The sequence below is a fragment of the Pseudomonas sp. Snoq117.2 genome (genome assembly GCF_900110545.1).
Taxonomy (GTDB): domain Bacteria; phylum Pseudomonadota; class Gammaproteobacteria; order Pseudomonadales; family Pseudomonadaceae; genus Chryseomonas; species Chryseomonas benzopyrenica.
Genome location: NZ_FOED01000001.1, coordinates 620,720 through 642,743 on the forward strand (window position 1 = coordinate 620,720; position 22,024 = coordinate 642,743).

General features: G+C 63.2%; 20 protein-coding genes and 1 pseudogene. 7 read left to right on the top strand and 14 right to left on the bottom strand.

Translation table 11 applies throughout. From position 1 onward, the window contains the following. Window positions 1–3 precede the first annotated feature (3 nt). The 6 genes from BMZ43_RS03125 to ppsA all read right to left on the bottom strand — a co-directional run bounded on the left by BMZ43_RS03125 (window position 4) and on the right by ppsA (window position 6,456). A complete protein-coding gene (locus BMZ43_RS03125; protein WP_017638894.1) occupies window positions 4–1,059 on the bottom strand; it encodes an OmpA family protein in 1,056 nt (351 codons plus the stop codon). A 100-nt stretch (window positions 1,060–1,159) separates the two neighbouring features. Beyond that, the gene (gene sigX, locus BMZ43_RS03130; protein WP_007159259.1) at window positions 1,160–1,744 is read right to left on the bottom strand and encodes an RNA polymerase sigma factor SigX; all 585 of its coding nucleotides are present in this window, start codon (window positions 1,742–1,744) and stop codon (window positions 1,160–1,162) included. Window positions 1,745–1,799: 55 nt separating this feature from the next. After that, the gene (locus tag BMZ43_RS03135; RefSeq protein ID WP_017638896.1) at window positions 1,800–2,624 is read right to left on the bottom strand and encodes a mechanosensitive ion channel family protein; all 825 of its coding nucleotides are present in this window, start codon (window positions 2,622–2,624) and stop codon (window positions 1,800–1,802) included. Further along, on the bottom strand, window positions 2,625–2,888 hold the full coding sequence (locus BMZ43_RS03140; RefSeq protein ID WP_017638897.1) for a hypothetical protein: 264 nt from the start codon (window positions 2,886–2,888) through the stop codon (window positions 2,625–2,627). Between the two features lie 48 nt (window positions 2,889–2,936). Then, window positions 2,937–3,938 (bottom strand): zinc transporter ZntB, encoded by a 1,002-nt coding sequence (locus BMZ43_RS03145; protein WP_068385304.1) that lies wholly within the window; start codon window positions 3,936–3,938, stop codon window positions 2,937–2,939. A 148-nt stretch (window positions 3,939–4,086) separates the two neighbouring features. Next, on the bottom strand, window positions 4,087–6,456 hold the full coding sequence (ppsA, locus tag BMZ43_RS03150; RefSeq protein WP_026083586.1) for a phosphoenolpyruvate synthase: 2,370 nt from the start codon (window positions 6,454–6,456) through the stop codon (window positions 4,087–4,089). 126 nt (window positions 6,457–6,582) lie between these two features. Between ppsA and BMZ43_RS03155 the strand changes: the two genes are divergently transcribed. Both BMZ43_RS03155 and BMZ43_RS03160 read left to right on the top strand, forming a co-directional pair. Continuing rightward, window positions 6,583–7,401, top strand: coding sequence for a posphoenolpyruvate synthetase regulatory kinase/phosphorylase PpsR (locus tag BMZ43_RS03155; protein ID WP_017638900.1), 819 nt, complete (start codon window positions 6,583–6,585; stop codon window positions 7,399–7,401). Window positions 7,402–7,450: 49 nt separating this feature from the next. Beyond that, on the top strand, window positions 7,451–8,080 hold the full coding sequence (locus BMZ43_RS03160; protein WP_017638901.1) for a LysE family translocator: 630 nt from the start codon (window positions 7,451–7,453) through the stop codon (window positions 8,078–8,080). A gap of 1 nt (window position 8,081) precedes the next feature. Here BMZ43_RS03160 and BMZ43_RS03165 read toward each other — a convergent pair whose 3' ends face one another. From BMZ43_RS03165 to BMZ43_RS03175, 3 genes are all read right to left on the bottom strand, one after another. Then, entirely contained in the window at window positions 8,082–9,146 is a 1,065-nt protein-coding gene (locus tag BMZ43_RS03165) for a 5-methyltetrahydropteroyltriglutamate--homocysteine methyltransferase (protein ID WP_093249745.1), read from the bottom strand. A gap of 102 nt (window positions 9,147–9,248) precedes the next feature. Continuing rightward, entirely contained in the window at window positions 9,249–9,749 is a 501-nt protein-coding gene (locus BMZ43_RS03170) for a GNAT family N-acetyltransferase (protein ID WP_017638903.1), read from the bottom strand. Between the two features lie 92 nt (window positions 9,750–9,841). Next, window positions 9,842–12,244, bottom strand: coding sequence for a TonB-dependent siderophore receptor (locus BMZ43_RS03175; RefSeq protein ID WP_093249749.1), 2,403 nt, complete (start codon window positions 12,242–12,244; stop codon window positions 9,842–9,844). Between the two features lie 438 nt (window positions 12,245–12,682). Between BMZ43_RS03175 and BMZ43_RS03180 the strand changes: the two genes are divergently transcribed. Genes BMZ43_RS03180 through BMZ43_RS03190 form a run of 3 tightly spaced genes read left to right on the top strand, consistent with a single transcriptional unit; the run spans window position 12,683 to window position 15,911 of the window. Then, a complete protein-coding gene (locus tag BMZ43_RS03180) occupies window positions 12,683–13,969 on the top strand; it encodes a CHASE2 domain-containing protein (RefSeq protein WP_177344764.1) in 1,287 nt (428 codons plus the stop codon). After that, window positions 13,966–14,325, top strand: a complete 360-nt coding sequence (locus BMZ43_RS03185; protein WP_017638906.1) for a hypothetical protein — start codon at window positions 13,966–13,968, stop codon at window positions 14,323–14,325. Before BMZ43_RS03180 ends, BMZ43_RS03185 begins: the two co-directional genes overlap by 4 nt. A gap of 2 nt (window positions 14,326–14,327) precedes the next feature. Beyond that, the gene (locus tag BMZ43_RS03190) at window positions 14,328–15,911 is read left to right on the top strand and encodes a M48 family metallopeptidase (protein WP_093249756.1); all 1,584 of its coding nucleotides are present in this window, start codon (window positions 14,328–14,330) and stop codon (window positions 15,909–15,911) included. A 118-nt stretch (window positions 15,912–16,029) separates the two neighbouring features. On the opposite strand, the gene BMZ43_RS03195 is transcribed toward BMZ43_RS03190, so the two are convergent. Genes BMZ43_RS03195 through BMZ43_RS03205 form a run of 3 tightly spaced genes read right to left on the bottom strand, consistent with a single transcriptional unit; the run spans window position 16,030 to window position 19,116 of the window. Continuing rightward, a complete protein-coding gene (locus tag BMZ43_RS03195) occupies window positions 16,030–18,027 on the bottom strand; it encodes a CHASE2 domain-containing protein (protein ID WP_256562858.1) in 1,998 nt (665 codons plus the stop codon). A 10-nt stretch (window positions 18,028–18,037) separates the two neighbouring features. Continuing rightward, window positions 18,038–18,670: an OmpA family protein gene (locus BMZ43_RS03200; protein WP_093249763.1), complete on the bottom strand. Its 633-nt coding sequence runs from the start codon at window positions 18,668–18,670 to the stop codon at window positions 18,038–18,040. Continuing rightward, window positions 18,667–19,116, bottom strand: a complete 450-nt coding sequence (locus BMZ43_RS03205; protein WP_026083591.1) for a FecR family protein — start codon at window positions 19,114–19,116, stop codon at window positions 18,667–18,669. Before BMZ43_RS03205 ends, BMZ43_RS03200 begins: the two co-directional genes overlap by 4 nt. Before the next feature lie 274 nt (window positions 19,117–19,390). Here BMZ43_RS03205 and BMZ43_RS03210 point away from each other — a divergent pair, with 274 nt between their 5' ends. Continuing rightward, window positions 19,391–19,957 (top strand): histidine phosphatase family protein, encoded by a 567-nt coding sequence (locus BMZ43_RS03210; RefSeq protein WP_017638911.1) that lies wholly within the window; start codon window positions 19,391–19,393, stop codon window positions 19,955–19,957. 110 nt (window positions 19,958–20,067) lie between these two features. Here BMZ43_RS03210 and BMZ43_RS26835 read toward each other — a convergent pair whose 3' ends face one another. Both BMZ43_RS26835 and BMZ43_RS27150 read right to left on the bottom strand, forming a co-directional pair. Next, window positions 20,068–20,877, bottom strand: a complete 810-nt coding sequence (locus BMZ43_RS26835) for an inositol monophosphatase family protein (RefSeq protein WP_093249767.1) — start codon at window positions 20,875–20,877, stop codon at window positions 20,068–20,070. A gap of 261 nt (window positions 20,878–21,138) precedes the next feature. Beyond that, window positions 21,139–21,336: pseudogene (locus BMZ43_RS27150) on the bottom strand (SH3 domain-containing protein); the annotation flags it as partial. 192 nt (window positions 21,337–21,528) lie between these two features. Here BMZ43_RS27150 and BMZ43_RS03220 point away from each other — a divergent pair. Then, entirely contained in the window at window positions 21,529–21,969 is a 441-nt protein-coding gene (locus BMZ43_RS03220; protein ID WP_093249772.1) for a hypothetical protein, read from the top strand. The last annotated feature ends 55 nt before the right edge of the window (window positions 21,970–22,024 follow it).

Sequence of the window (22,024 nt, forward strand, 5' to 3'; positions counted from 1 at the left end):
AGATTACTTGGCCTGAGCTTCGACTTCGGCCTCTACGCGACGGTTAACAGCGCGACCGGCTTCGGTAGCGTTGTCAGCAACCGGGCGGGACTCACCGTAACCAACAGCGTTCACACGGCCGCCCTGCACGCCGTACTGGTTGACCAGCACGTTACGCACGGCGTTGGCACGACGCTCGGACAGCTTCTGGTTGTAGGCGTCAGTGCCGACGGAGTCGGTGTGGCCTTCAACGGTAGTCGAGGTCTGCGGGTACTGCTGCATGAAGTCAGCCAGGTTCTTGATGTCGGCGTAGCTGTTGGGCTTGACCACGGCCTTGTCGAAATCGAACTTCACGTCCAGCTCGACGCGAACGGTTTCAGCGGCAGCCGGGCAGCCGGTAGCGTCAACGGTGACGTTGGCCGGGGTGTTCGGGCACTTGTCGACGTTGTCGCAAACGCCATCGTTGTCGGAATCGGTGCAGACGTCAGCAACGGGGGCCGGAGCCGGAGCCGGAGCGACTTCTTTCTTGGTGGAACCACCGAAGTTCAGACCAACACCAACAGCAGCGCTCCACTCGGTGTCGCCGTAGTCGATGTTGTAGTTGGCTTGTACGCCGGTACGGGCATACAGGTTCTCGGTGAAGTAGTACTTCAGGCCGGCACCCAGGTTGGCGTAGGTGGAGTGATCACGACCACCTTCGTTGATGTCGCGGTTGCTGATGGACTGGTGAGCGAAACCACCGGACACGTACGGACGCAGGCCGACGCCGGGCTGACCGAAGTGGTAGTAGGCATCCAGAGCGGCCAGGCTGCCCTTGATGTTCTTGTGGCCCAGGTCGCGGTCGCCACGAGCGTTGTGGTACTCACCGTAGGACAACGCCAGCTCAACGTCGTCGGTCAGGAAGTAGCCAACGGAACCGCCGTACAGGTCAGCGTTGGTCATGTTGCGCTGGCTGTCGGTGAACAGACGGCTGCCGAACAGCTCAGTCTCGACGGCGCCTTGACCTTGTGCCAGGGCGCTCAGCGAGGCGCTTGCCAGCAGGGAGCCGATCACGACGCCCAAGGTGCTCTTCAGTTTCATCCTTTGTATCCCCATTTTAGTGGTACTAATTCCGGCAATCTCCGGAGGCTTCGACAACAAGTTTTCGTGAAGTTCAAAAACTTACAGCTGACACATCCGGTCAGCCCTCAACTTCAGCTGCGAACTTGTCACGCAGTTTGTCGAGTGCCCGCTTGTATCGCATCTTGGTGGCGCTGAGCCCCATGTGCATGATGTCGGCTATCTCCTGGAACTCCAGCTCCGCGACGAAACGCAGCACCAGGATCTCCCGATCGACCTGCCCCACATGGACCAGCCAGCGATCCATCCCTCCCTTTTCTTCCAGCTTCGGCGCCCGTTCCTCGGAGGCTTCCTCCATCGGATCCAGACTTAATGCCTCCACCAGCCGCCGCTTGCGGCGTTCCTTGCGGTACTGAGTGATGCACTCGTTGTAGGTGATGCTGTACAGCCAGGTCTTGAATTTCGATTTCCCCTCGAAATTCTTCAAACCGTAAAGCACCTTCAGCATGATCTCCTGGCAGACATCGTCGGCATCCCGGTCGTTCCCCAGGTAACGGGCGCAGACGTTGAACAGGGTGCGCTGATAGCGGCGCATCAGTTCTTCGTAGGCTCGCGTCACGTGGAAGAGTTCACCATGCGCGCGCTGGACCAGCTCTTCATCGCTGAGCGTGGTCGGATCGTAGGCATGAGGGGCAGGCTTGTTCAAGACGGAATTGGCTACCAAAAAGTGGCGGGCATGATAGCCATCTCCGCGACGCCTGTCAGCGGCTGCGGACCTGAGCCTCCAGCAATAGACGGTTCGGAACCGAAACGATGTCGCCCTCTTCGGTCATGATGAGGGTCTTGGCAGTACCGATCTCCTCGATCTCGCCTTCGACGTCCGCCAAGGTCACCCACTGGCCGACTTCGTAGAGTTCGCGCACGTAGATACCGGCCAGAATCTGCGACACCAGTCCCCGGCTACCCAGCCCCAGGGCCAGGGCTGCAGCCAGGGCGAAGGCGGTGAGCACGATGGCGATGACCAGGTTCAGCAGTTCGGTCTTTATCTCCAGCTGACCGACCGCGACCGAGATCGCAATGATGATGACCAGGCCCTGGGCCAGACGCCCCAGCCCTGCGGCGTAATCCAGGCCGACGCCCTCGGCGGCGCCGTGGACCAGGCCGCTGACCAGTTGCGCCAGCAGCACCCCGACGATGAGCACCAGGGCGGCGCCAAAGATCTTGGGCACATAGAGCGCCATGACGTCCAGGGTGGAGGAAACGCGCTGCAAACCCAGGGACTCGGCCGCCGACACCAGGAACACCAGCAGGACGAACCAGTAGACGATCCGGCCGATCAAAGTGGTGACCGGCATGCGCATGCCGATCTTGGCCAGTTGCTTGGTCACGCCGGCACCGGCGAGCACACGGTCCAGGCCGAGCTTGGCGAGGACCTTCGACAGCACGGTGTCGAGAATCTTGGCGACCGCGAAGCCCGCCAGGATCACCACCAGGGCACCGAAGACGTTGGGAATGAAGCCGGCCACCTTGCTCCACAGGGTGGTCATGGCGGACAGCAGACTCTGGGTCCAGATATCGAATTCCATCTACTTCAGGATCTCCGGGGAAGATTCGCTACGTGCGGTACGGCGCGAGCGCGGCTTCAGATGAGGGGCGCCGTTGCCCAGTGCCAGCAGCAGCGCCGATGCCCAGTGCCGCCCGATCAGATCGAACAGCGCACCCGCGCCCACCTGACGATTGGCGGTCTTGAGCACACGATGCAATCGTGCCTGATCATCGCCCTCCTCGTCCTGAGCATTGGCTGGGGTATTGAGGAGCGCTTTGAGGGACGCTTCGAAGGGATCGTGCATAGGCACCTCGCTGGTCGTTTCCTCTTGACGCAGCGAGGTGGAGACGGGTCACAGCCAGCGCAGTCGGCGAAACAGCCAGACCTGGAAGACCGCCACCGCGCCGATCAGCAGGCAGGCAGCCACGAAACCGAAGGCGGATGACGAACCCGGCATGCCCCCCATGTTCATCCCGAGCAGACCGGTGATGAAGCTGATGGGCAGGAAGAAGCCAGTGATGATGGCCAGCAGATAGAGGGTGCGGTTGGTCTTTTCCGTGGTCGCCCGTTGCTCGGCGTCCTGCAGCAGCGCGACCCGCTCGCGCATGACCTCGAGCTCTTCCAGGTTGCGCACCAGACTGTTGTGCAATTCGCTCCAGTAACCCTGACTGGCCGCCTCGACGAACCAGGCCGGCTTGCCACGAGCCAGATCGCCATAGATGTCACGCTGCGGGGCCAGATAACGGCGCAGCCCGGTGGCGCGGCGCCTGAGGGTCAGCACCTGGGCATGGTCGGGCAGGCTGCCCTCGTCCTGGTCGACCTGCTCCTCGAGACTATCGAGTTGATCGGACAGGCCACGCACCAGGTCATCGACCCGACTGGTCATGTAGCTGGCGAGGTAGAGCACCAGCTCCTCGGCATTCTGGGCGCCGATGCCCGCCTCCAGGTCCTCTTGGACTTCGGCGGCAGCCTTCATGGGCCTCATGCGCAGCGAGATCACCCGGCGTTTATCGACGAATACCCGCAGCGACACCATGTCTTCGGGCACGGCGCCAGGATTGAGGTTCACCCCGCGCAGGAACAGCAGGAGGCTGTCGTCGGGCTGATTGACCAGGCGTGGGCGGGTCGCTTCTTCCAGCAGCAGATCGCAGGCGAATTCGCTCAGACCACTGGATTGCCGGAGCCAGGCCTGGGCCTCGGGCACACTGCGATCCCAGTGCAGCCACAGCACCTCGCCGGGACCCGGCTCGACCTCGGCCAGTTCACGGCGACTCAGGCGCCGTCCACCACCGCGGCCGTCGAGGAGATAGCCATAGACGAGGCCCTGTTCCACATCACTGTCGTACTGCTGCATCTGGTGTCTCGTGCAAGGATCCTGCCCCCGTGTGGTGAGGCGATCCGGCGAACGTGACTCCAGCTGGGCAGGGCCACGCTCGTGGGGAATGGGGGATTAATCCTGGAAAGAGTCACCCTGCCTCAGGCAGGCAGGGTGACCCCTGGGATCAGGCGTTGCCTTCAGCCAGGAAGAACCAGGTGTCGAGCACGGAGTCGGGGTTGAGCGAGACGCTCTCGATGCCCTGCTCCATCAGCCACTTGGCCAGGTCCGGGTGGTCCGAGGGACCCTGACCGCAGATGCCGATGTACTTACCGGCCCGGTTACAGGCCGCGATGGCATTGGCCAGCAGCTTCTTGACCGCCGGATTACGCTCGTCGAACAGGTGGGCAATGATGCCGGAGTCCCGATCCAGGCCCAGGGTGAGCTGGGTCAGATCGTTGGAGCCGATGGAGAAGCCGTCGAAGTGCTCGAGGAACTCGTCCGCCAACAGGGCGTTGGAGGGCAGCTCGCACATCATGATGACGCGCAGGTCGTTCTCACCGCGCTTGAGGCCGTTCTCGCCGAGCAGCTCGACCACCCGCGCCGCCTCGTCCAGGGTGCGCACGAAGGGCACCATGAGCTCGACGTTGGTCAGGCCCATCTCTTCGCGCACCTTCTTCATGGCGCGGCATTCCAGCTCGAAGCAATCGCGGAAGTTCTCGCTGATGTAGCGAGAGGCACCGCGGAAGCCCAGCATGGGGTTCTCTTCCTCGGGTTCGTAAAGCTTGCCGCCGATGAGGTTGGCGTATTCGTTGGACTTGAAGTCCGACAGGCGCACGATGACCTTTTTCGGCCAGAAGGCGGCGGCCAGGGTGGACACCCCTTCCACCAGCTTTTCGACATAGAAGCCGACCGGATCCGAGTAACCGGCGATGCGCTTGTCGACGCTTTCCTTCACCTCGAAGGGCAGGCTGTCGTAGTTGAGCAGCGCCTTGGGGTGCACGCCGATCATGCGGTTGATGATGAATTCCAGGCGGGCCAGGCCCACGCCAGCATTGGGCAGCTGGGCGAAGTCGAAGGCGCGGTCGGGGTTACCGACGTTCATCATGATCTTGAATGGCAGCTCGGGCATGGCATCCACCGAGCTCTGGCGGATGTCGAAGTCCAGTTCGCCTTCGTAGATCAGGCCGGTGTCACCTTCGGCACAGGAGACGGTGACGGTCTGGCCGTCCTTGAGCAGGCTGGTGGCGTTGCCGCAACCGACCACGGCCGGGATCCCCAGCTCGCGGGCGATGATGGCGGCGTGGCAGGTACGGCCGCCACGGTTGGTGACGATGGCGCTGGCGCGCTTCATCACCGGCTCCCAGTCGGGATCGGTCATGTCGGAGACCAGGACGTCACCGGGCTGGACACGATCCATCTCGCTGACGTCGCGGATGATCTTGACCTTGCCGGCGCCGATGCGCTGGCCGATGGCGCGGCCTTCCACCAGCACCAGGCCCTTGTCCTTGAGCAGGTAGCGCTCCATGACGGTGGCGCTGGCCCGGCTCTTCACCGTTTCCGGGCGCGCCTGGACGATGTAGAGCTTGCCGTCGTCGCCGTCTTTGGCCCATTCGATGTCCATCGGCCGACCATAGTGACGCTCGATGATCAGCGCCTGCTTGGACAGTTCGGTGACCTCGGCATCGGTGATGGAGAAACGCGCGCGATCCGCGGGCTCGACATCGACGGTGCGCACGGAGCGACCGGCCTTGGCTTCTTCGCCATAGACCATCTTGATGGCCTTGCTGCCCAGGTTGCGTCTGAGGATGGCCGGGCGACCGGCTTCCAGGGTGGGCTTGTGGACATAGAATTCGTCCGGGTTCACCGCGCCCTGCACCACGGTCTCGCCCAGGCCATAGGCAGCGGTGACGAAGACCGCATCGCGGAAACCGGATTCGGTATCCAGGGTGAAGAGCACGCCAGCGGCGCCGGTTTCCGAACGCACCATGCGCTGCACGCCGGCGGACAGGGCGACCAGCTTGTGATCGAAGCCCTGGTGCACGCGGTAGGCGATGGCGCGGTCATTGAAGAGGGAGGCGAAGACTTCCTTGGCCGCGCGGATGACGTTGTCGACGCCGCGGATATTGAGGAAGGTTTCCTGCTGACCGGCGAAGGAGGCATCCGGCAGGTCTTCGGCGGTCGCCGAGGAGCGTACGGCGACAGCGAGATTGGGGTTGCCTGCCGAGATCTCGGCGAAGGCCCGGCGGATTTCGGCGTCCAGGCGCTCGGGGAAAGGCGCGTCCATTACCCACTGGCGGATCTGGGCGCCGGTCTTGGCCAGGGCGACGACGTCGTCGACATCCAGGGCATCGAGGGCCGCGTGGATACGCTCGTTCAGCCCACTCTGCTCAAGGAAATCGCGATAGGCCTGGGCCGTGGTGGCGAACCCGCCCGGCACGGAGACGCCCGCGTTGGCCAGGTTGGCGATCATCTCGCCGAGGGATGCGTTCTTGCCGCCCACGCGCTCGACGTCGTGCACGCCAAGCTGCTCCAGTGAAATTACATACTCGTCCAAGGTCTTCTCTCCATCTTGTGTCTTTGTGGGAAAGCAGTACGCCTCGGCGCTCGCCCCATGGACAGTGGACGGCGGTAGGTTACAGTGCAGCGATCCCTGCCCCGTACGCCACCAGGACGTCCCTCCATGCAACGAACCGCCTTTTTCATTTCCGACGGTACCGGCATCACGGCCGAAACCCTCGGTCAGAGCCTCCTGGCCCAGTTCGGGGACATCACCTTCAGGAAGGTCACCCGCCCCTACGTGGATACGCTGGACAAGGCCAGGGCGATGGTACAGCAGATCAATGCCGCCGCCGTCCAGGACGGTGCGCGACCCATCATCTTCGATACCATCGTCAACCGCGACATCCGGGCCATTCTGGACCAGTCGAACGGGTTCATGATCGACATCTTCTCCACGTTTTTATCCCCGCTCGAACGGGAACTTTCCGCCGAATCTTCGTATTCGGTAGGGAAGTCACATTCGATCATGCACAATAGTCACTACATGGAGCGGATCGAGGCCGTCAATTTCGCACTCGAAAACGACGACGGCGCCCGCACGACCCACTATGCCCAGGCCGATCTGATCCTGGTGGGGGTCTCGCGCTGCGGCAAGACGCCGACCTGCCTCTATATGGCGCTGCAATACGGCATCCGCGCGGCGAACTATCCGCTGACCGAAGAGGACATGGAGCGCCTGCAACTCCCTGCCTCGCTCAAGACCTATCGCGACAAGCTGTTCGGGCTGACCATCGACGCCGAGCGGCTGGCGGCGATTCGCCACGAGCGCCGGCCGAACAGCCGCTATGCGAGCTTCGCCCAGTGCGAATTCGAACTACGCGAGGTGGAAGGTCTGTTCCGCCGCGAGAACATCTCCTTCATCAACACCACGCATTTTTCCGTAGAGGAGATCTCGGCGAAGATTCTGGTGGAGAAAGGCGTGGAAAGACGGTTTAAATAGCCGACCACCCTTCCTCTTCGGCGCCCTCGCGGCGCACCAGGCGACCGCCATGAATCTCGTCGATGCCCTGCTGTTCTTTCCGGTCGCCCTGCTCATCGCCCTGACACCCGGCCCCAACAACTTCTGCTCGCTCGGCAATGGCATCCGTCACGGCGCGGTGACGGCGGGACTGGCGGCCCTGGGTCGCAATGTGGCCTTCGTGATCTTCCTGGTGATTTCGGCGGTGGGCCTGGGCGCCATGCTGCTGGCCTCGGAAACGGCCTTTACCGTCATCAAGTGGATCGGTGCGTTCTATCTGCTCTACCTGGGCGTGAAGAGCTGGCGCAGCCGGGCCTTCGACGGCCTGGACCTGAGCGAGAACGGCGCAGCGCAACCACGCGCGCTGCATCGGTTGATGCTGCAGGAATTTCTCATCGGCATCAGCAACCCCAAGGCGATCCTGCTGTTCGCCGCGGTCTTTCCGCAATTCATCGACCCCACCCAGCCGACCACCCAACAATTCGTCTACCTGGGTGGTACCCACTTGTTCGCGGAAATGGTCGCGGCCTTCATCTATGGCCTGTTCGGCCGGCAGATCCGCCGCTTCATCCGCGGGCCCCGCGGAGTGCGCCGCCTCAACCAGGCCACCGGCGCCTTCTTTGCCGGCGCAGGCGGCCTGCTGCTGACCGCTCACCGCTAGCTCAGGACGTTACCAGGTGGGACTGGGCAGCGCCCAGCTTCGCCAGGGCCACCTCTATCGCCGACCAAGGCCTTTCCGGGCGCACTGCTGTCCTGCCTATGGCGGCCTGGCGAGCGGCCCGCACCAGGCAGGCGAATTCGGCCGCCACCGCATCGGCCTGCGTCGCGTCGGCGTCCCTGGAAAGGACCGCGGGTGACAACCAGAGGCGCTCCTGCAGGCGTTCGCCGGCCTGGCGAACGAAGTGCAGCCGCCGTTGCTGGCCTACGGGTCCGGCTTCAGTCTCTTCGACCAAGCCCAGCGACAGCGTCTTGTAGGCCGGCAGCCGATCGAGCAGCCCCTGCTGGGCCTGGACCGACCGTGGCCAATCGACATGCAGCCCCTCCAGCGGCAGACCGGCAGCCAACCCCAGGTTCTCGATCAACTCACCATGACGCACACCCAGCAGCTTCTTCAGCGGCTCGCGTTGCAGCAGGTTGTAGGCTCTTTCGAAGGCGGTACGCCAGGCCAGCGGCAGTTCCAGCGTCAGCAGCGGCTCGTCGATCTGGATCCATTCCACGCCCTGGGCGGCCAACCGCGCGAAGATCTCGCCGTAGACCGGCAGCAGAGCTTCCAGCAGTTCGAGGCGATCGAAGGCCGGATCGAGCGAGCGACCGAGCCATAGATAGCTCAGGGGTCCGAGGATCACCGGCTTGACCAGCAGACCGAGCGCCTGGGCCTCGGCGACCTCGTCGAACAGCTGCTCCCAGCCGATGGCAAAGGACTGGTCCGCGGTGAATACCGGGACCTGACAGGGGCCGGCGAATCCCAGATCGTCTGCCGCCTCGGTGCGAGTGGCGGCGCCGACCAGATACGAATGCGCCAGAACCCGATCGCCCCAGCCGAAGTCGCCTACCGTGAGCCACTCACAACCCGCGGCCTGCTGGGCGCGCCACGCCTGCCGACGCTGCTCGCGTCCCTGGGCGATCAGGGCGGCCCGGTCGCAATCGTCGAGAGACGCCATCGTCGCCAGGGACGCGTCACCCTGTTGCTCGCGCCGCGCGGAACTCTGGGAATGAATCTTGACCATTGCACACCTCCACCAGACAAGGTGAAGATTGTCGTCGCGCATGACCCATGAAACAAACTCAGGTTTCTTGTGGTGAACTCAAGTTTCTCTCATACACCGCGATCAGGGTTTGAAGCGCGCCATGCTGTAGGCGTCGACGAACACCCCATCGCGCAGGGCATAGCGCCGCAGCAGCCCTTCTTCTTCGAAACCCAGCTTGCGATAGAGCGCCAGGGCCGGCTCGTTGTCGCTGAAGACGGTCAGTTCGACCCGTTGCAGATTCATCCAGTTGTCGGCGAGGTCGAGCAGGGCCGTCAGCAGCTGGGTACCTATGCCCTGCCCCTGGCAATCCCGGGCCACGCCCATGCCGAGGGCGCCACAGTGCTGGCGGCGAATGCGCTGCTGCTGTTCGAGACTGGCGCTGCCCACCACCTGCCCCTGCCGCAGGGCGACCAATCCTATCCGCCCTTCGCGCTCGCCGCTCAGACGCTGCCGCCATTGTTCGGCGCTCTGATAGGGTAGCTGCAGCACCTGCCGCGCCACGGCCGGATCGCCATAGAGGGCAGCGAGACCCTCGGCATGGCGATCAGCATAGCGTTCCAGATGGACGATCGGGCTGGACATGGGCGGCACTCCTTCGCAGAAGTCCGCAGCTTCGCCCAAGTCCGGTGGGTCGGACAAGGGCGAAGCGTGAGCCCGCTAACGGAGTCGCGGGATCAGAGGGTCCACTTCAGGCTGAGCATGACGTTGCGGGGATCGCCGTAGACGCCGGTACCAGTGCCCGTTGGAATGCCCTGCCAGTATTTCTCGTCGAAGATGTTGTTGAAGTTGACGCGACCATCCCAGTGCTCGTTGAAACGATAGCCCGCCATCACGCCCACCAGCGCATAGCTATCCTGTTTGGCTTCGCCATTACCGACACGCTCGAAGGTCCCGCTCTGGGCCAGCAGATCGGCGCCAATGCGCCACTTGCTCAGCTCGCCGGTGAGCTGATAGCTGGTGGCGGCCTTGAACAGGTGCTTGGGCTGCTCCGGCGCGAAGCGGCGGTCTTCGTAAACAGCGTCTTTCGTGAACTCGCTCAGCACCAGGGTATAGGCCGCCGACGCCTGCCAGTTGGGTGCGAATTGACCGGAGATTTCCGCATCTATGCCGCGACTGCGAACCTCGCCAGCGGCGGTGTAGCAGCTTTGCACCGGATAGCCCGGGCAGAAGGTCGCCTGGTTGCTCGGCAGGTAGGCGCGATTTTCCTGGACGGTGTCGAAGAGCGCGACGGAAGCGTTCAAGGCGCCATCGAAATAGGCGCCCTTCAGCCCGATCTCGTAGCTTTTGCCGGTCCGGGGTTCAAGTACCGAACCTCCGGTGTTCTGCTCGCTTTGCGGCTTGAAGATCTCGGTATAGCTGGCATACACCGAGTAGGTGTCGTTCAGGTCATAGATGATGCCGGCATAGGGCGTGAATTCGCGTGTGGCCTTGTAGTCGTTGTCACTGTAGAGATTGTCGAAGTCGTACCAGCTGACGCGTCCCCCAACGATGACGTGCAGGGGATCGATCGGATTGAGACGCGCAGCAGCGTAAATCGCTTCCTCGGTGGTGGTGTTCTTGCTGGCGTAAGGCGTCAAGCTGTCCTTGGCCGGCTTGGGAATGCTGCTGGGACGGAAGTTGTAGATGTCGACCGGGGTTGCGCCGGAAAAGCCCCCGCGCTGGTAGAACTTTTCCTGACGCCGACTGATGCCCACCATCAACTCATGCTCTCGACCCAGCAACTGGAAGGGGCCGCTCACCGAGGCATCGAGGTTGAGCTGGTCGGAATCCGTCCGATAGGCACCGGAGGCGGTGGCCAGATCGCTGACGGAGGAATAGCTGAAGTCCGGCGCTACAGAGGTCAGGTAATTGGAATAGGTATCCGAATTCGCCCAGACCTGCTGCGCTGCCAGCTTGGCCTTCCAGCCGTTGTCGAAGGTGTGGGTGATGTCCGAGAACAGGGTGTAGGTGTCCTGATCCCAGTACGCCCAGTCGCCGCTCAGGAAGGTGGAGCGTGACAGGTGCAGGTCTTCGCCATTGGGACCGCTGGGCAGGCTGCCCCAGTCGGAGGTCTTGTCCTCGCGCTGCTTGGAGGCGCCGATGGTCCAGGTGGTGGCGTCGCTGAGATCCGCTTCGAGCACGCCATAGAAGGTCTGGCGTTTGCGCTCGCGGACGTCCTGGAAGCTGTTGCTGTCTTCATAGGCAGCCACGGCGCGACCGCGCAGGGTGCCAGCTTCATTCAGCTTGTTGGAGGCGTCGACCTCGGTACGGTAGCGATCCCAGCTGCCGGCGCTGGTGGTGACGCTGACCTGCGGAAAGGCGGTCGGGCGCTTGCGCACCAGATTCAGGGTGGCCGAAGGGTCGCCAGCACCGGTCATCAGGCCGGTCGCGCCGCGCACCACCTCGACCCGGTCGTAGATGGACAGGTCCGCCGAGGACAGGGTGTCGAGGGTGAAGGTCCCGGCCGTGGTGGGCAGGCCGTCGTACATGATGTTGTCGATACGGAAGCCGCGCGCGAGGAATTCCTGGCGGTCGCCGCCGAACTTGTTCAGCGTCACCCCCGGCGCGTAGCGGACCACATCGTTGAGATCGGTCATGCCCTGGTCTTCCATGCGCTGTCGGGTGATGACACTGACCGACTGGGGCGTCTCGCGGATCGACAGGGGCAGCCCGGTGGAGGTGCTCATGGCGCCGGTGGTATAGGAGCGGGTCCCTTCGGTGGTCGCTCGACCAGTAAGGGAGCCGTCGTCCGCACTGATAGTGGTGGCATCCAGGGTCACGCTGCCAGTCTCCGCCTGGGTGGATACCGGCGCGACGGTAGCGACCGAGCCGCTGACCGTGGCCGCCAGGCCACTGCCCGCCAGCAGACGCTGCAGGGCGACATCCGGCTCCATCCGCCCCGACAGCGCTGGCGCACCTTTACCGGCCAGGGCCGCGGGATCGTAGTTCACCTTCAAGCCGCTGACGCGCGCGAAGCTCTGCAGGGCATCGGCCAGCGGCTGCGCCGGTTGCGACAGGGCTATGGGTGCGGCCTGGGCCAAGGCTGTCACGCCCAGGGAAACGGAGAGCGCCAGGGCGCGAAGAGTGAAGTGCTGCATCTAGGTTCGTCCTCAGAATGGAAGCGGTCCGTCCATACCCCACGTAAGGACTCGACAGACCCGGCTCCCGGGTCCATGGACCTGCATCCAACGCCGCCAGCGGCGGGCTGAAAGACTATGAGATGATGTCCTATCTGTAAATGCAAATTAGTATCATAAATATACGCGAACGTTACCCATTGGCGTCCGTGCGCTCTAGGCTGCGGTTCCGTGAAGTTGCAGGAGCTGGGTGCACTTCAGGCAAAAGCTGCCTGATCCATTGCATCCAATACACTGGCGGAACATGGGTACCAGGGCTGGAGCAAAGACAAGAGAGCGGGCAAGCTACTCCCAGACGAAAAACGTGACGCAATTTGCAAAAAGCCCTCCATTGCCGCAGAGTTGCTCTCGCTTGAAACAAGGAACGTTTTGATGTGCCAAGGAATGCCACCAAGGTCCATGACCCGTCTGCGTCGTGGGCTGCTGCTAGGCGTACTAGGGCTGCTGATCCTGGCCTGTGATCCCTTGGGCTTGTCCAGCGCCACGGACAAGGCCAGCGAACAATTCTTCAATCGACTGCTGTCGGCCTTCTACTCCGATCGCGGCCAGCAACAGATCGTTTTGCTGTTGCTGGACGATGCCTTTCTGCTTCGGCACGATCTGCATTGGCCTCTGCCTTATCAGGAACAGGCCAAGGTGTTGGCGCGGCTGCTGCATTATCGGCCCCAGGCGGTATTCGTCGACCTGCTGTATAGCCATGATCACTCCCGGGCGAACGAGACGCCGCAGGTACTAGCCAACGTCTTCGCCCGCTATGCCCAGCAGGACATTCCAGTGTTACTCGCCAGCACCGGGCAGACGCTCCCGCAGACGAATCAGGCGGATACCCTGTCTGAGCTGGCGAAGGTGACGAAGCCGGCCATCATCCAATGGGATGACCAGGGGGACCGCTATCCCCTCACCGTAACCGGCAGCGACGGTCAGCCGCTGCCTACACCTGCCCAAGCGCTCTATCAGGAATACTGTCAACGCCAGACTTGCGAGCCACGTGAGATGGCAGCGGACGCGCCTCCCATCGCCGTGCAATGGGGACTGCATACGGCTAGCCAGCAGCCTCTGCTCAGCAACAGCCAGCATTGCCAACTGCGCTCCAGTGCCCTGGCGGAGACCTTCCAGATGGTGCTGACGGCGCTGTTCTGGCGCTTCTCCACTCCCGCGACCCTGCCCTGCCCCTATACCCTCACCCTGAATGCAGCGGAACTGGAAACGACCCTGCCCGAGGAGCGGGCGCTGCTGCGCAGCGTATTACAAGGGCGCCTGGTTCTGGTGGGTGCCGACATCACGGGGGCGGCGGATCGCATCCATTCACCGGTTCACGGACAGATCCCGGCGGTCTATCAGCACGCCATGGCCTTGGACAATCTCATTACCTTACAGGCCGACTATTACCGAGACCCGCCAAGCCTGGGCGATACCTCACTGGATGTCATCAGTATCGTCGGCCTGGTGTTTGCAGCCGCCATCCTCGCCATTGTCCTGGTTCGTGAGCAAGGTTGGTTCACTAGGCTCTACCTGAGAACGATGCTGGCGATCCTCCTGCTGGCCGCGATGACCGTCTGCTACCTGCTGAGCCTGACGCCGCTCAATGTGGTCGGTCTGGGACTGCTCAGCCTCACCCTTTTTCGCCATCACCTAGAAGCTCGGGCGGAGACCCGAGAGCACATCCGGCAAGGAGAACAATCATGATCAAAGCGTGGCTCACCAGCGCAATTCTCGTGGTATCGCTTGAGCTTCAGGCCGCTCCCCTCACGGTCGTGGCCATCGAGAGCGACCCCTTGAGCCTGCTCGACCCACTCGGCAAACCCTTGGGTAGCCTGTCTCGGGATCGCCTGCCCCAGCTGCCGCTGCCGGTCTTGTCCACCAACGAACTGGATCTGGTGGAGGTGCAACTGGATGGCCGGCGAGTCTGGCTGGACCGGATGGACGTGCGCCTGAACCAAGGCGCAGAGGTAAAGATGCCGTGCGCCAAGCTGGCCAGTGGCACGGCCGACCGCAGCAGTGGGGCCACCTTGGGCTACGGCGCCGGCTGCGCCAAGGAGTAGCGATGAACACCGCCCGCGCTGTCCTACCGCTGCTCTTTGGCTGCCTCGCGCTGAGCGGATGTGGGACGCTCACCGGGGCGCCCGATGCCCTGGCCAATCTGTCAGGAAAGCATACGTATGCCACCTTCGACGGCCACTATCTGGATCAACCGGACGTGCGAGCCCACCGCACGCTCGATGCCCGGCACGTCGAAAACCTGCGCCTCAGCTACGATGGCCGCAGTCTTCCAGCCAATGAGGTGCGCCAGCAGAATCTCGTCGCCATTGCTCCGCTACAGGAGTATCTGGATGGCATCGTGCAAAAACTCGGGCGGGGCTGGCCGGGTGAGATGCCACCCCTCAAGATCGGCCTGGTCGACAGTTACGCCTTCGGCCCTTCGGCCGATCCCTACGGCAACATCTTTGTGCCCCTGGGGATGTTGGAAAACGTCGCCAGCGAAGATGAAATCGCCGCCATGCTGGCTCATGAAATGAGCCACGTTCTGCTGCGGCACCATGATCGCCGCAAGGCGTTCATCCAGCAGAAAGAGAACGTCACGCGCATGGCGACCTTGGCGATCCTGGGTGCGACAGTGGCCGACACCCGCATGGATCGCGCTGGCGATCAGGTCCGCTTCAACCAGAAGAATCCCGCTGAAACCGGCAAGATCATCAACCGTACCCTCCTCTACAGCGCCTTGATCAACAGCTTTTCCGACAATGTCTGGAACACGGCCTGGGGCCGCGTCCAGGAGGATCAGGCAGATCTGCTCGGCGTCGACCTGCTGATCCGTGCTGGCTATGCACCACGGGCCGCCAGCCACAGCCTGCAACGCCTGGACGACTACCAGGGCAAGCAGACCCCGCTGATGGCCACCTTTCTTCAGGAACGCCAGTTGGGCCTCACGGCGGCGGTTACCAAGCTGGATGTCAATGGGGTGCTCAAGGAAGCTCAGACATTCCTCAATCAAGGCATGCTGGTAAGCATTACCACGGCCAGTGACTACCTGCAGCGCTCGCACATGTCGCCCATGCAACGTGATAAGGACCTGCGCCAGTACCTGCAGCGGGAGTATCAGGGCGAGCGGCGCGCCCAGGTGGAGCGCTCGCGCTGGTCGCACCTGCGTGAGGATCCTCGGGTACGGGCCGCACTCAGTGCCTACCGCGATGCCTATGGCGCCAATGTGGCCCTGGAACGCAAGGATCTGCGAGGTGCTCAAGCCCTTGTCGAACGTGCCCTGTCATCACCGGTAGCCAACCAACCCGGCATCCGCCGTGCAGACTTCAATCTTCACCTGGCCCAGGGTAATCGGCAGCAGGCGGCGGCAACCCTGCAGGCCATCGAGAACTGGCGACTGGCGAGTCCGGAGCTTTACGAGCTGGCAATTTCCGCACGCCTGAACAACGGCGATCCCCAGGGTGCGCTCGCCTTGATCGATCAAGGCGAGCAGAACTTCGGCTCCGAAGAAATGTTCATCGTGCAGAAGATCCATGCTGCGCGACAACTCAAGGACCAGCCCGCCCAGCAGCGGCTGGGTAAGAAATGCCTGACCTATCCCAGCGTCAAGGCCAATTGCGTGAAGTTGGTGCCAGGGCTGAAGGCTTGATCCGTTACGCGAGGGACGCTTCCTGACCAGGGGGCATCTCCGATTCGGCATCCGAACACGCTGTGCAGGACCACCCATCCTGCTTGACGATGTCATAGATGGTCGGTGCCGCACCCGTTCAGACCAGGCGCCGACTTCCCCCCGCCCCTTCGTCGCGAAAATGCTGGGCGATGGTCAGGATCTGCGGCTCGATGGCCAGGAAGGCATCGAGCACCTGGGGATCGAAGGTGCTGCCACGCATCTCGCGCATCATCTGCAGCGAGTCTTCGTGGCTGAAAGGCTCCTTGTAGCAGCGACGACTGATCAGCGCATCGTAGATGTCGGCCACCGCCATGATTCGCCCGGCCAAGGGAATGTCTGTACCGGACAGCCTGTTGGGATAGCCGCTGCCGTCCCATTTCTCGTGGTGGGTACTGGCGATCTCGGCGGCCAGGGCGAGGAAGTTGTCATCCTCCAGATGGCTGGCGGTGCTGAGGATGATCTGGCGACCGAATTCGGCGTGCCGTTGCATCACCTGCATTTCCTCGGGCGTCAGCCGCCCGGGCTTGAGCAGGATGGCATCCGGCACCCCGACCTTGCCGATGTCATGCAGCGGCGCGGACAGGAACAGCAGCTGGATGTAGTCCGGCGTCAGCAGGTCCGCCGCCTGACCGGTGCGTCTCATCTGCTCGGCGATGGCACGGACATAGTGTTGGGTGCGCTTGATATGGGCACCGGTCTCGGGATCCCGGGTCTCGGCCACCGCGGCCATCGACTCGATGGTGACCTGGCGTGACCGTTCCAGTTGCCGGCGCCAGCGCTCTTCGTACTGGCGCGCCAGGATGATCCGGGTGACCAACGCCATGCCCGACAGCATCGCCACCAGCAGCAGGGGCGCGGCCAGGGGCAGGAAGACGTCGTAGCGCACGAACAGCCAGATGCCCAGCAGCTGTGGCAGGATGATCAACGCTGCCGCCAACAGGGCGAAGCGGCGCTGATTGTGGTTGTAGAAAAACCCGGCGGACAACAATAGGCCGCCGATCAGGCACAACGCCAGTTGCAGTACTCCAGCGAACTGGGGGACCCGCACCAAGGCGTCGTCCAGCAGGTCCTGGGTCAGGGCGGCCTGCAGCCTGACGCCGGAAAAGGTCTGGCCCAGGGCCGTCGTGTGCAGATCATTGAAGCCCGTGGCAGATACGCCGACGAAGACCACCTTGCCCTTGAGCCTGGCGGGCGCCACCGCGCCGCTGAGCACCGCCAGCGCCGAGACCTCAGGATAATGCTCGGCAGTGCTGTGCAGGTGCAGCAGCGCCTGGCCTCGACTGTCGAGCGGCAGACGGTGATCGCCAAGCCGCAGCACCGGTCCGGTGACGCTGGTCTCCACCACGCCCTCGGCCAGCCCCAGGGCGCGCATGGTGGCGGCCAGGGCCAGACTGGGATGGATGATGCCCTGGTGACTGAGCAGCAGGGGGGTGCGCCTGAGGATGCCATCGCTGTCACGCTGGCTGTTGATGAAGCCGCTAAAGCGCGTCTGGCTGGCGATGGGGGCTACGTTGTCCAGCGCGCCAGTAGCCTCGGGCAGCGCCAGGGCGTCGAGGGCACCGCTGAAGCCAATCCCGGGCCGTAGGCCGCTGGAAGCGGGCTGGTGCAGATCGAGGAAGAAGAAGCGGGCGGCGATGGCCCCCGTCTGTCCCATGACGTAGCCAAGATAGCCGTCGTTGTCCTGCAACTCCGCAGGCACGCCGGAAAAGCTCAGGTCGATGCCGAAGTCGTCTTTGAAGCTCTGCTGCAACGCCTTGAGCGAGGTGCGGTCCGGCTCGCTGAACAAGACGTCGATGGCGATCGCGGCGGGCTCGGCTTCGGCGATGCGGGAGAGCAGCTCGGCTACCCGATAGCGGGGCCAGGGCCACTGGCCCAGTGCCGCCAGGCTGGCTTCGTCGATGCTGACCACCTGTACCCCGGTCGCCTCCTCGTCGCTGGCCGAAAAGCGACTCAGCTGATCGTAGGCGAGGCGGTCGAGATACTGCAGTGGCGTCCATTGCAGCAAGGCGGCGAAGCCAAAGGCCAGCGACAGCCCCAGACTGACCAGGAACATCCAGGGCGCACGACGACGCAACGGGTGGGTGACGGATTTCATGCACCAGACCCTAGAGAATCAGGACTTCGGCACGGCGATTGCGCGGTTCCGACTTTCCCGGGCGAGACGGCACCAGTGGCACCGTGTCGCCGAAGAACTCGACGTTGATACGCAGTTTGGGATCGAGCCGCTGCAGCAGACCGGCCACCTTGCGGGCGCGCTGCCCCGAGAGGTCGAGATTGTAGGAAGGCGTACCCGACGCATCCGCGTGGCCGAACACCGAAATCTCGGTAGGCATGCGCTGGCGCGCAGCGTCCAGCACCTCTGGTAGCAGCGCTTTGGATTGAGGTGTCAGCTCCATGCTGTCGGACCGGAAGTTGAGCACGAAGGTCTTTGGCGGCGAGGGCTGGGCCGCCAGCACCTGGCGATGCTGCTGCTCGAAGAGCGGCTGGGCCACTGACTGCGCGGCGGTCGGCGCCTGGCCCGGTCCAGCTACCGTAACCTCGGCAAAGCCCTGGTCGATTGCCTGGCGCCCGGCGGAACTGGTAACGGAGACGGCACCGACGTGCCCATCCTCGTCGGGCATCAGGGTGACCCTGGTCTGGGGCAGCGGCGGGCTGGCACAGCCGCCCAACACCAGCGCGGACAGCAGGACACCTAGCAGCAGGCGACCTTGGGACGAGGCAGCGATCACGGCGCTCATTGGGCCTGGACCAGGAAGCGGGTGCCACGCACGCCGATAGTGGCGGAAGGCGTCTCGATCTTCACCGAGTCGGGCGAGACCTTGCCGATCTTGCCGGACGAGTAGATGGCCGCGCCTTTGGTGAGGTAGACCGAGAAGCCATAACGGCTGCTCTTGGGTTCAAACAGGTAATCGCGCAGCTGCACATCGGCGTCGTTGCCCAGGGTGAGCAGGGTACCGTCGAGAAAGACGATGGCCGCGGTGGATTCCGGGCCCGCCTGCAAGCGATCGGCCACCTGCAGGGTGGTGCCGGCCTGGGCCTGGAAGGTCGTCGTCTGACGCAGCACCGTGACGCTGCCTGACACGCTCTTGATCAGCGCCACATGGGACTCTTCCGCGGCAGTCACCAGCGGCGCTCCCAGCACCTGGACACCGAGCAGCGCCAACGCGCACAGTATTCTTTTCATGCTTTCCTGTCCTTGGATGGACGACGTGCTTGGACGGTCTCTGACTAGGCAACGCGGGTTGCAGCAGGCGCCCAGGCAACTTCCCGAAGCAGCCTGCTACCCAGCGAGCCAGGCACTAGGCTCGTGAACCCAATCACCTTCTACCAGATAAACAAGCCAGGCGGCATAGCCAGCAGCACAAGTGGCAATTTGATATCACCGTTACGGGGCGGGACAGTGCGAGACGAACGCTGATAACTGCGGTCTAGTGACCATCTTTCCCAGGTCGCCTTCCATGCACATCATTCTGGTCCGTCACGGCAAACCCGATCTTTCCAGTAAGGCTCGCTGCACCCCGCGGGAGATGAAGGACTGGGTCGCGCGCTACCAGGAGGCGCCGGTGCCGGCAGGCCAGGAGCCTGCGGAAACACGGCGGCTGGCGCAGGAGGCGGGCTATGTGGTGAGCAGCCCCCTGGGACGTTGCGTACGCTCGCTGGAATACCTGATGGGGCGCACGGACAGCCCGGTCGATGAGGTCTATGCCGAAGCGCACCTGCCTTATCTGGAACTCGATGCGCCGCGGCTGCCGGTCAAGGCCTGGCGCCTGCTGTTCAGATCCGCCTGGTTCCTTGGCTTCGCCGCCCATACCGAATCCATCGGCAGCTCTTCGGTGCGCGCTGGCCAGGCGGCCGATCGACTCATCGAACTGGCCGAACGCCACGGCTCGGTGCTGTTGCTAGGACACGGCATCATGAACGTCCTGATCGCCTGGCAACTGCGCAAGCGCGGCTGGCGCGGTCCGCTGCATCTGCTGCTGAAGGACTACTGGAAGCCGAGCCTCTATCGCAAAGAGCAGCGCTAGGACGCGGCGCCTGGCTTCGGTCACACCGGTCACGTCCGACGGCGGCAAGGTGACCGGTAATAGCCAGGCAACCTGCCCTCTTGCCTCTTCGTTCCGCCGGAACGGCCCGCTCACTTATCCAGCGAAGGCCCTACCAGCGCGGCGAGCTGGTCGTACACCCCTGGCGCTGCCACCAGCAGGGGATTGCCATTGACCAGGCCCTCGTTACGCAGGAAGGCGTTGTGGCGGCCGCCCGCCTCCTGGATCAGGACCAGGCCCGCCAGGCAGTCCCAGCCATGGATCAGGGTCTCGTAATAGCCGATCAGCCGGCCGGCGGCGACGTAGGCGGTCATCAGGGCGCCCGAGCCATTGCGAAAGAACTGCCCGCCTTCGGCCAGCAGACCGGTCACGAAGGGCAGGAAGTTTTCCTTGCCACGTCTGTGGGTGGTACCCAGGCCGGTCAAGCCCTGGCGGATCTCGGTGGCGGGATGGACACGCAGTGGCTGATCGTTGACGAAGGCACCATGCCCCCGCAGGCCATGGAAGAGTTCGTCGTGATTCGGATCCATGATCGCGCCGAGCAAGGGCTCCCCCTCGTGCATCAGGCCGATGGACACACACCAATTGTGCAGTCCATTGAGAAAGGGCGCGGTGCCGTCGATGGGATCTATGACCCAGAGATAGGGGGCAGCCAGATCGGTTGCACCGCCCTCCTCGCCCAGCAGGCCATCCTCTGGAAAGCGTTCGCTCAGGCGTTGGCGGATGAGCTCCTCCAGCGTCTTGTCGGCGATGCTCACCACGTCCTGCAGGTCGCTGCCCTTGTGGTCCACCTGCAGCGCGCCGCGCCGGTGATAGAAGTCAAGGCCGAGTTGCGCCGCTTCCCGGGCGATCTCCTGGACGGCGCGGTAGCGTTCGGCGATGGCGGGGGCAATGTTGACCATGAAGACTCCTGGAGCAGTTGAAAAGCGCCAGGGTGCCAGCTCGGAACCAGGATGCAAATCCTCCATACGGGACGGCACCAGGTCATCGTCCTCAAGCAGAATTACGGCGTCCGGCAACCAACCCGTGTCTCCAGTCATAGTGGTACAGAATACAAATCCGCTCTCACTGTAATGCAATCTCAATTGATCGCCCTCGCGGACATTCAATTCCAAGGCCGCGAAATCCCGCTTGAGTTGCCAGCCATCGGCGCAAGGCTGGCACCAGGCGTTGGGCACCCAACCAGAACGACCATCCACAGCTTTGCACCATGTCCAGCCCAGCATATCCGTGATCTCTTGCGAGCCATCGATTACCGGCTGAACGATATCGCCGCCTGCAACTGCCAGCGGATTTGGATAAGGTCGTTGATAGGCGAGACTGGCGCTACCTAAGGTGCCAGGAGGAAAGCGATAGAACATATGACTAATCCTTATTGACGCCGTCCTTACTCTTTAAGCTCTACCAGTACCAGGCGGTCACCACCATGTCATCTGCAAGCCGCAGGCTGTCGGGTATTGGCAGTCGATACGGCGAAATGTGGAAGCGGACCGCACCAAATCCGCCAGCAGCCGGTCAGAACATTCAAGCGCTCGATGTACCGGGAGGACGCCATGACCGCACAAACTTCGCTATTCCACGGCAATGGTCAGTTGCAGCAGTTGCGCCGACTGATTCCCAGAAAGCACTTTGAGTGTCTGGAGCGCCATCTGGAGCTGTTGTCGAGCGAATTCCCACTCTTCGATCATCCGCCACTGATGATCGACTGTGCCATCGCCGAAACCCTGGAAAACCTCGGCATCCGTGCCTTCCAGTGGCAAGGCAGCTGCGACCTGCCGCAGCGGATGGCCCTGGGTAGCGCGCTCATGGGTGAGGGGTTCATGGCCCAGTCCAGTACGCCTGAATACACCCTCTACCTCAATGCGCGTGGTGAAAAAGTCCTGTTGCGACAAGAGCCCGCTGCCAGCCAGACCTTGGTCAGCCTGGTCTCGGATTGCCCGCCGCTCTTCGCCTATCTGGCAGCCAAGCACCGCGAGCTGCTATCGGTTGACTGAACGGTTCGGCATCCGGTTGTCGGTGGTGTGACCGACCGGTACTCAGGATGACGAA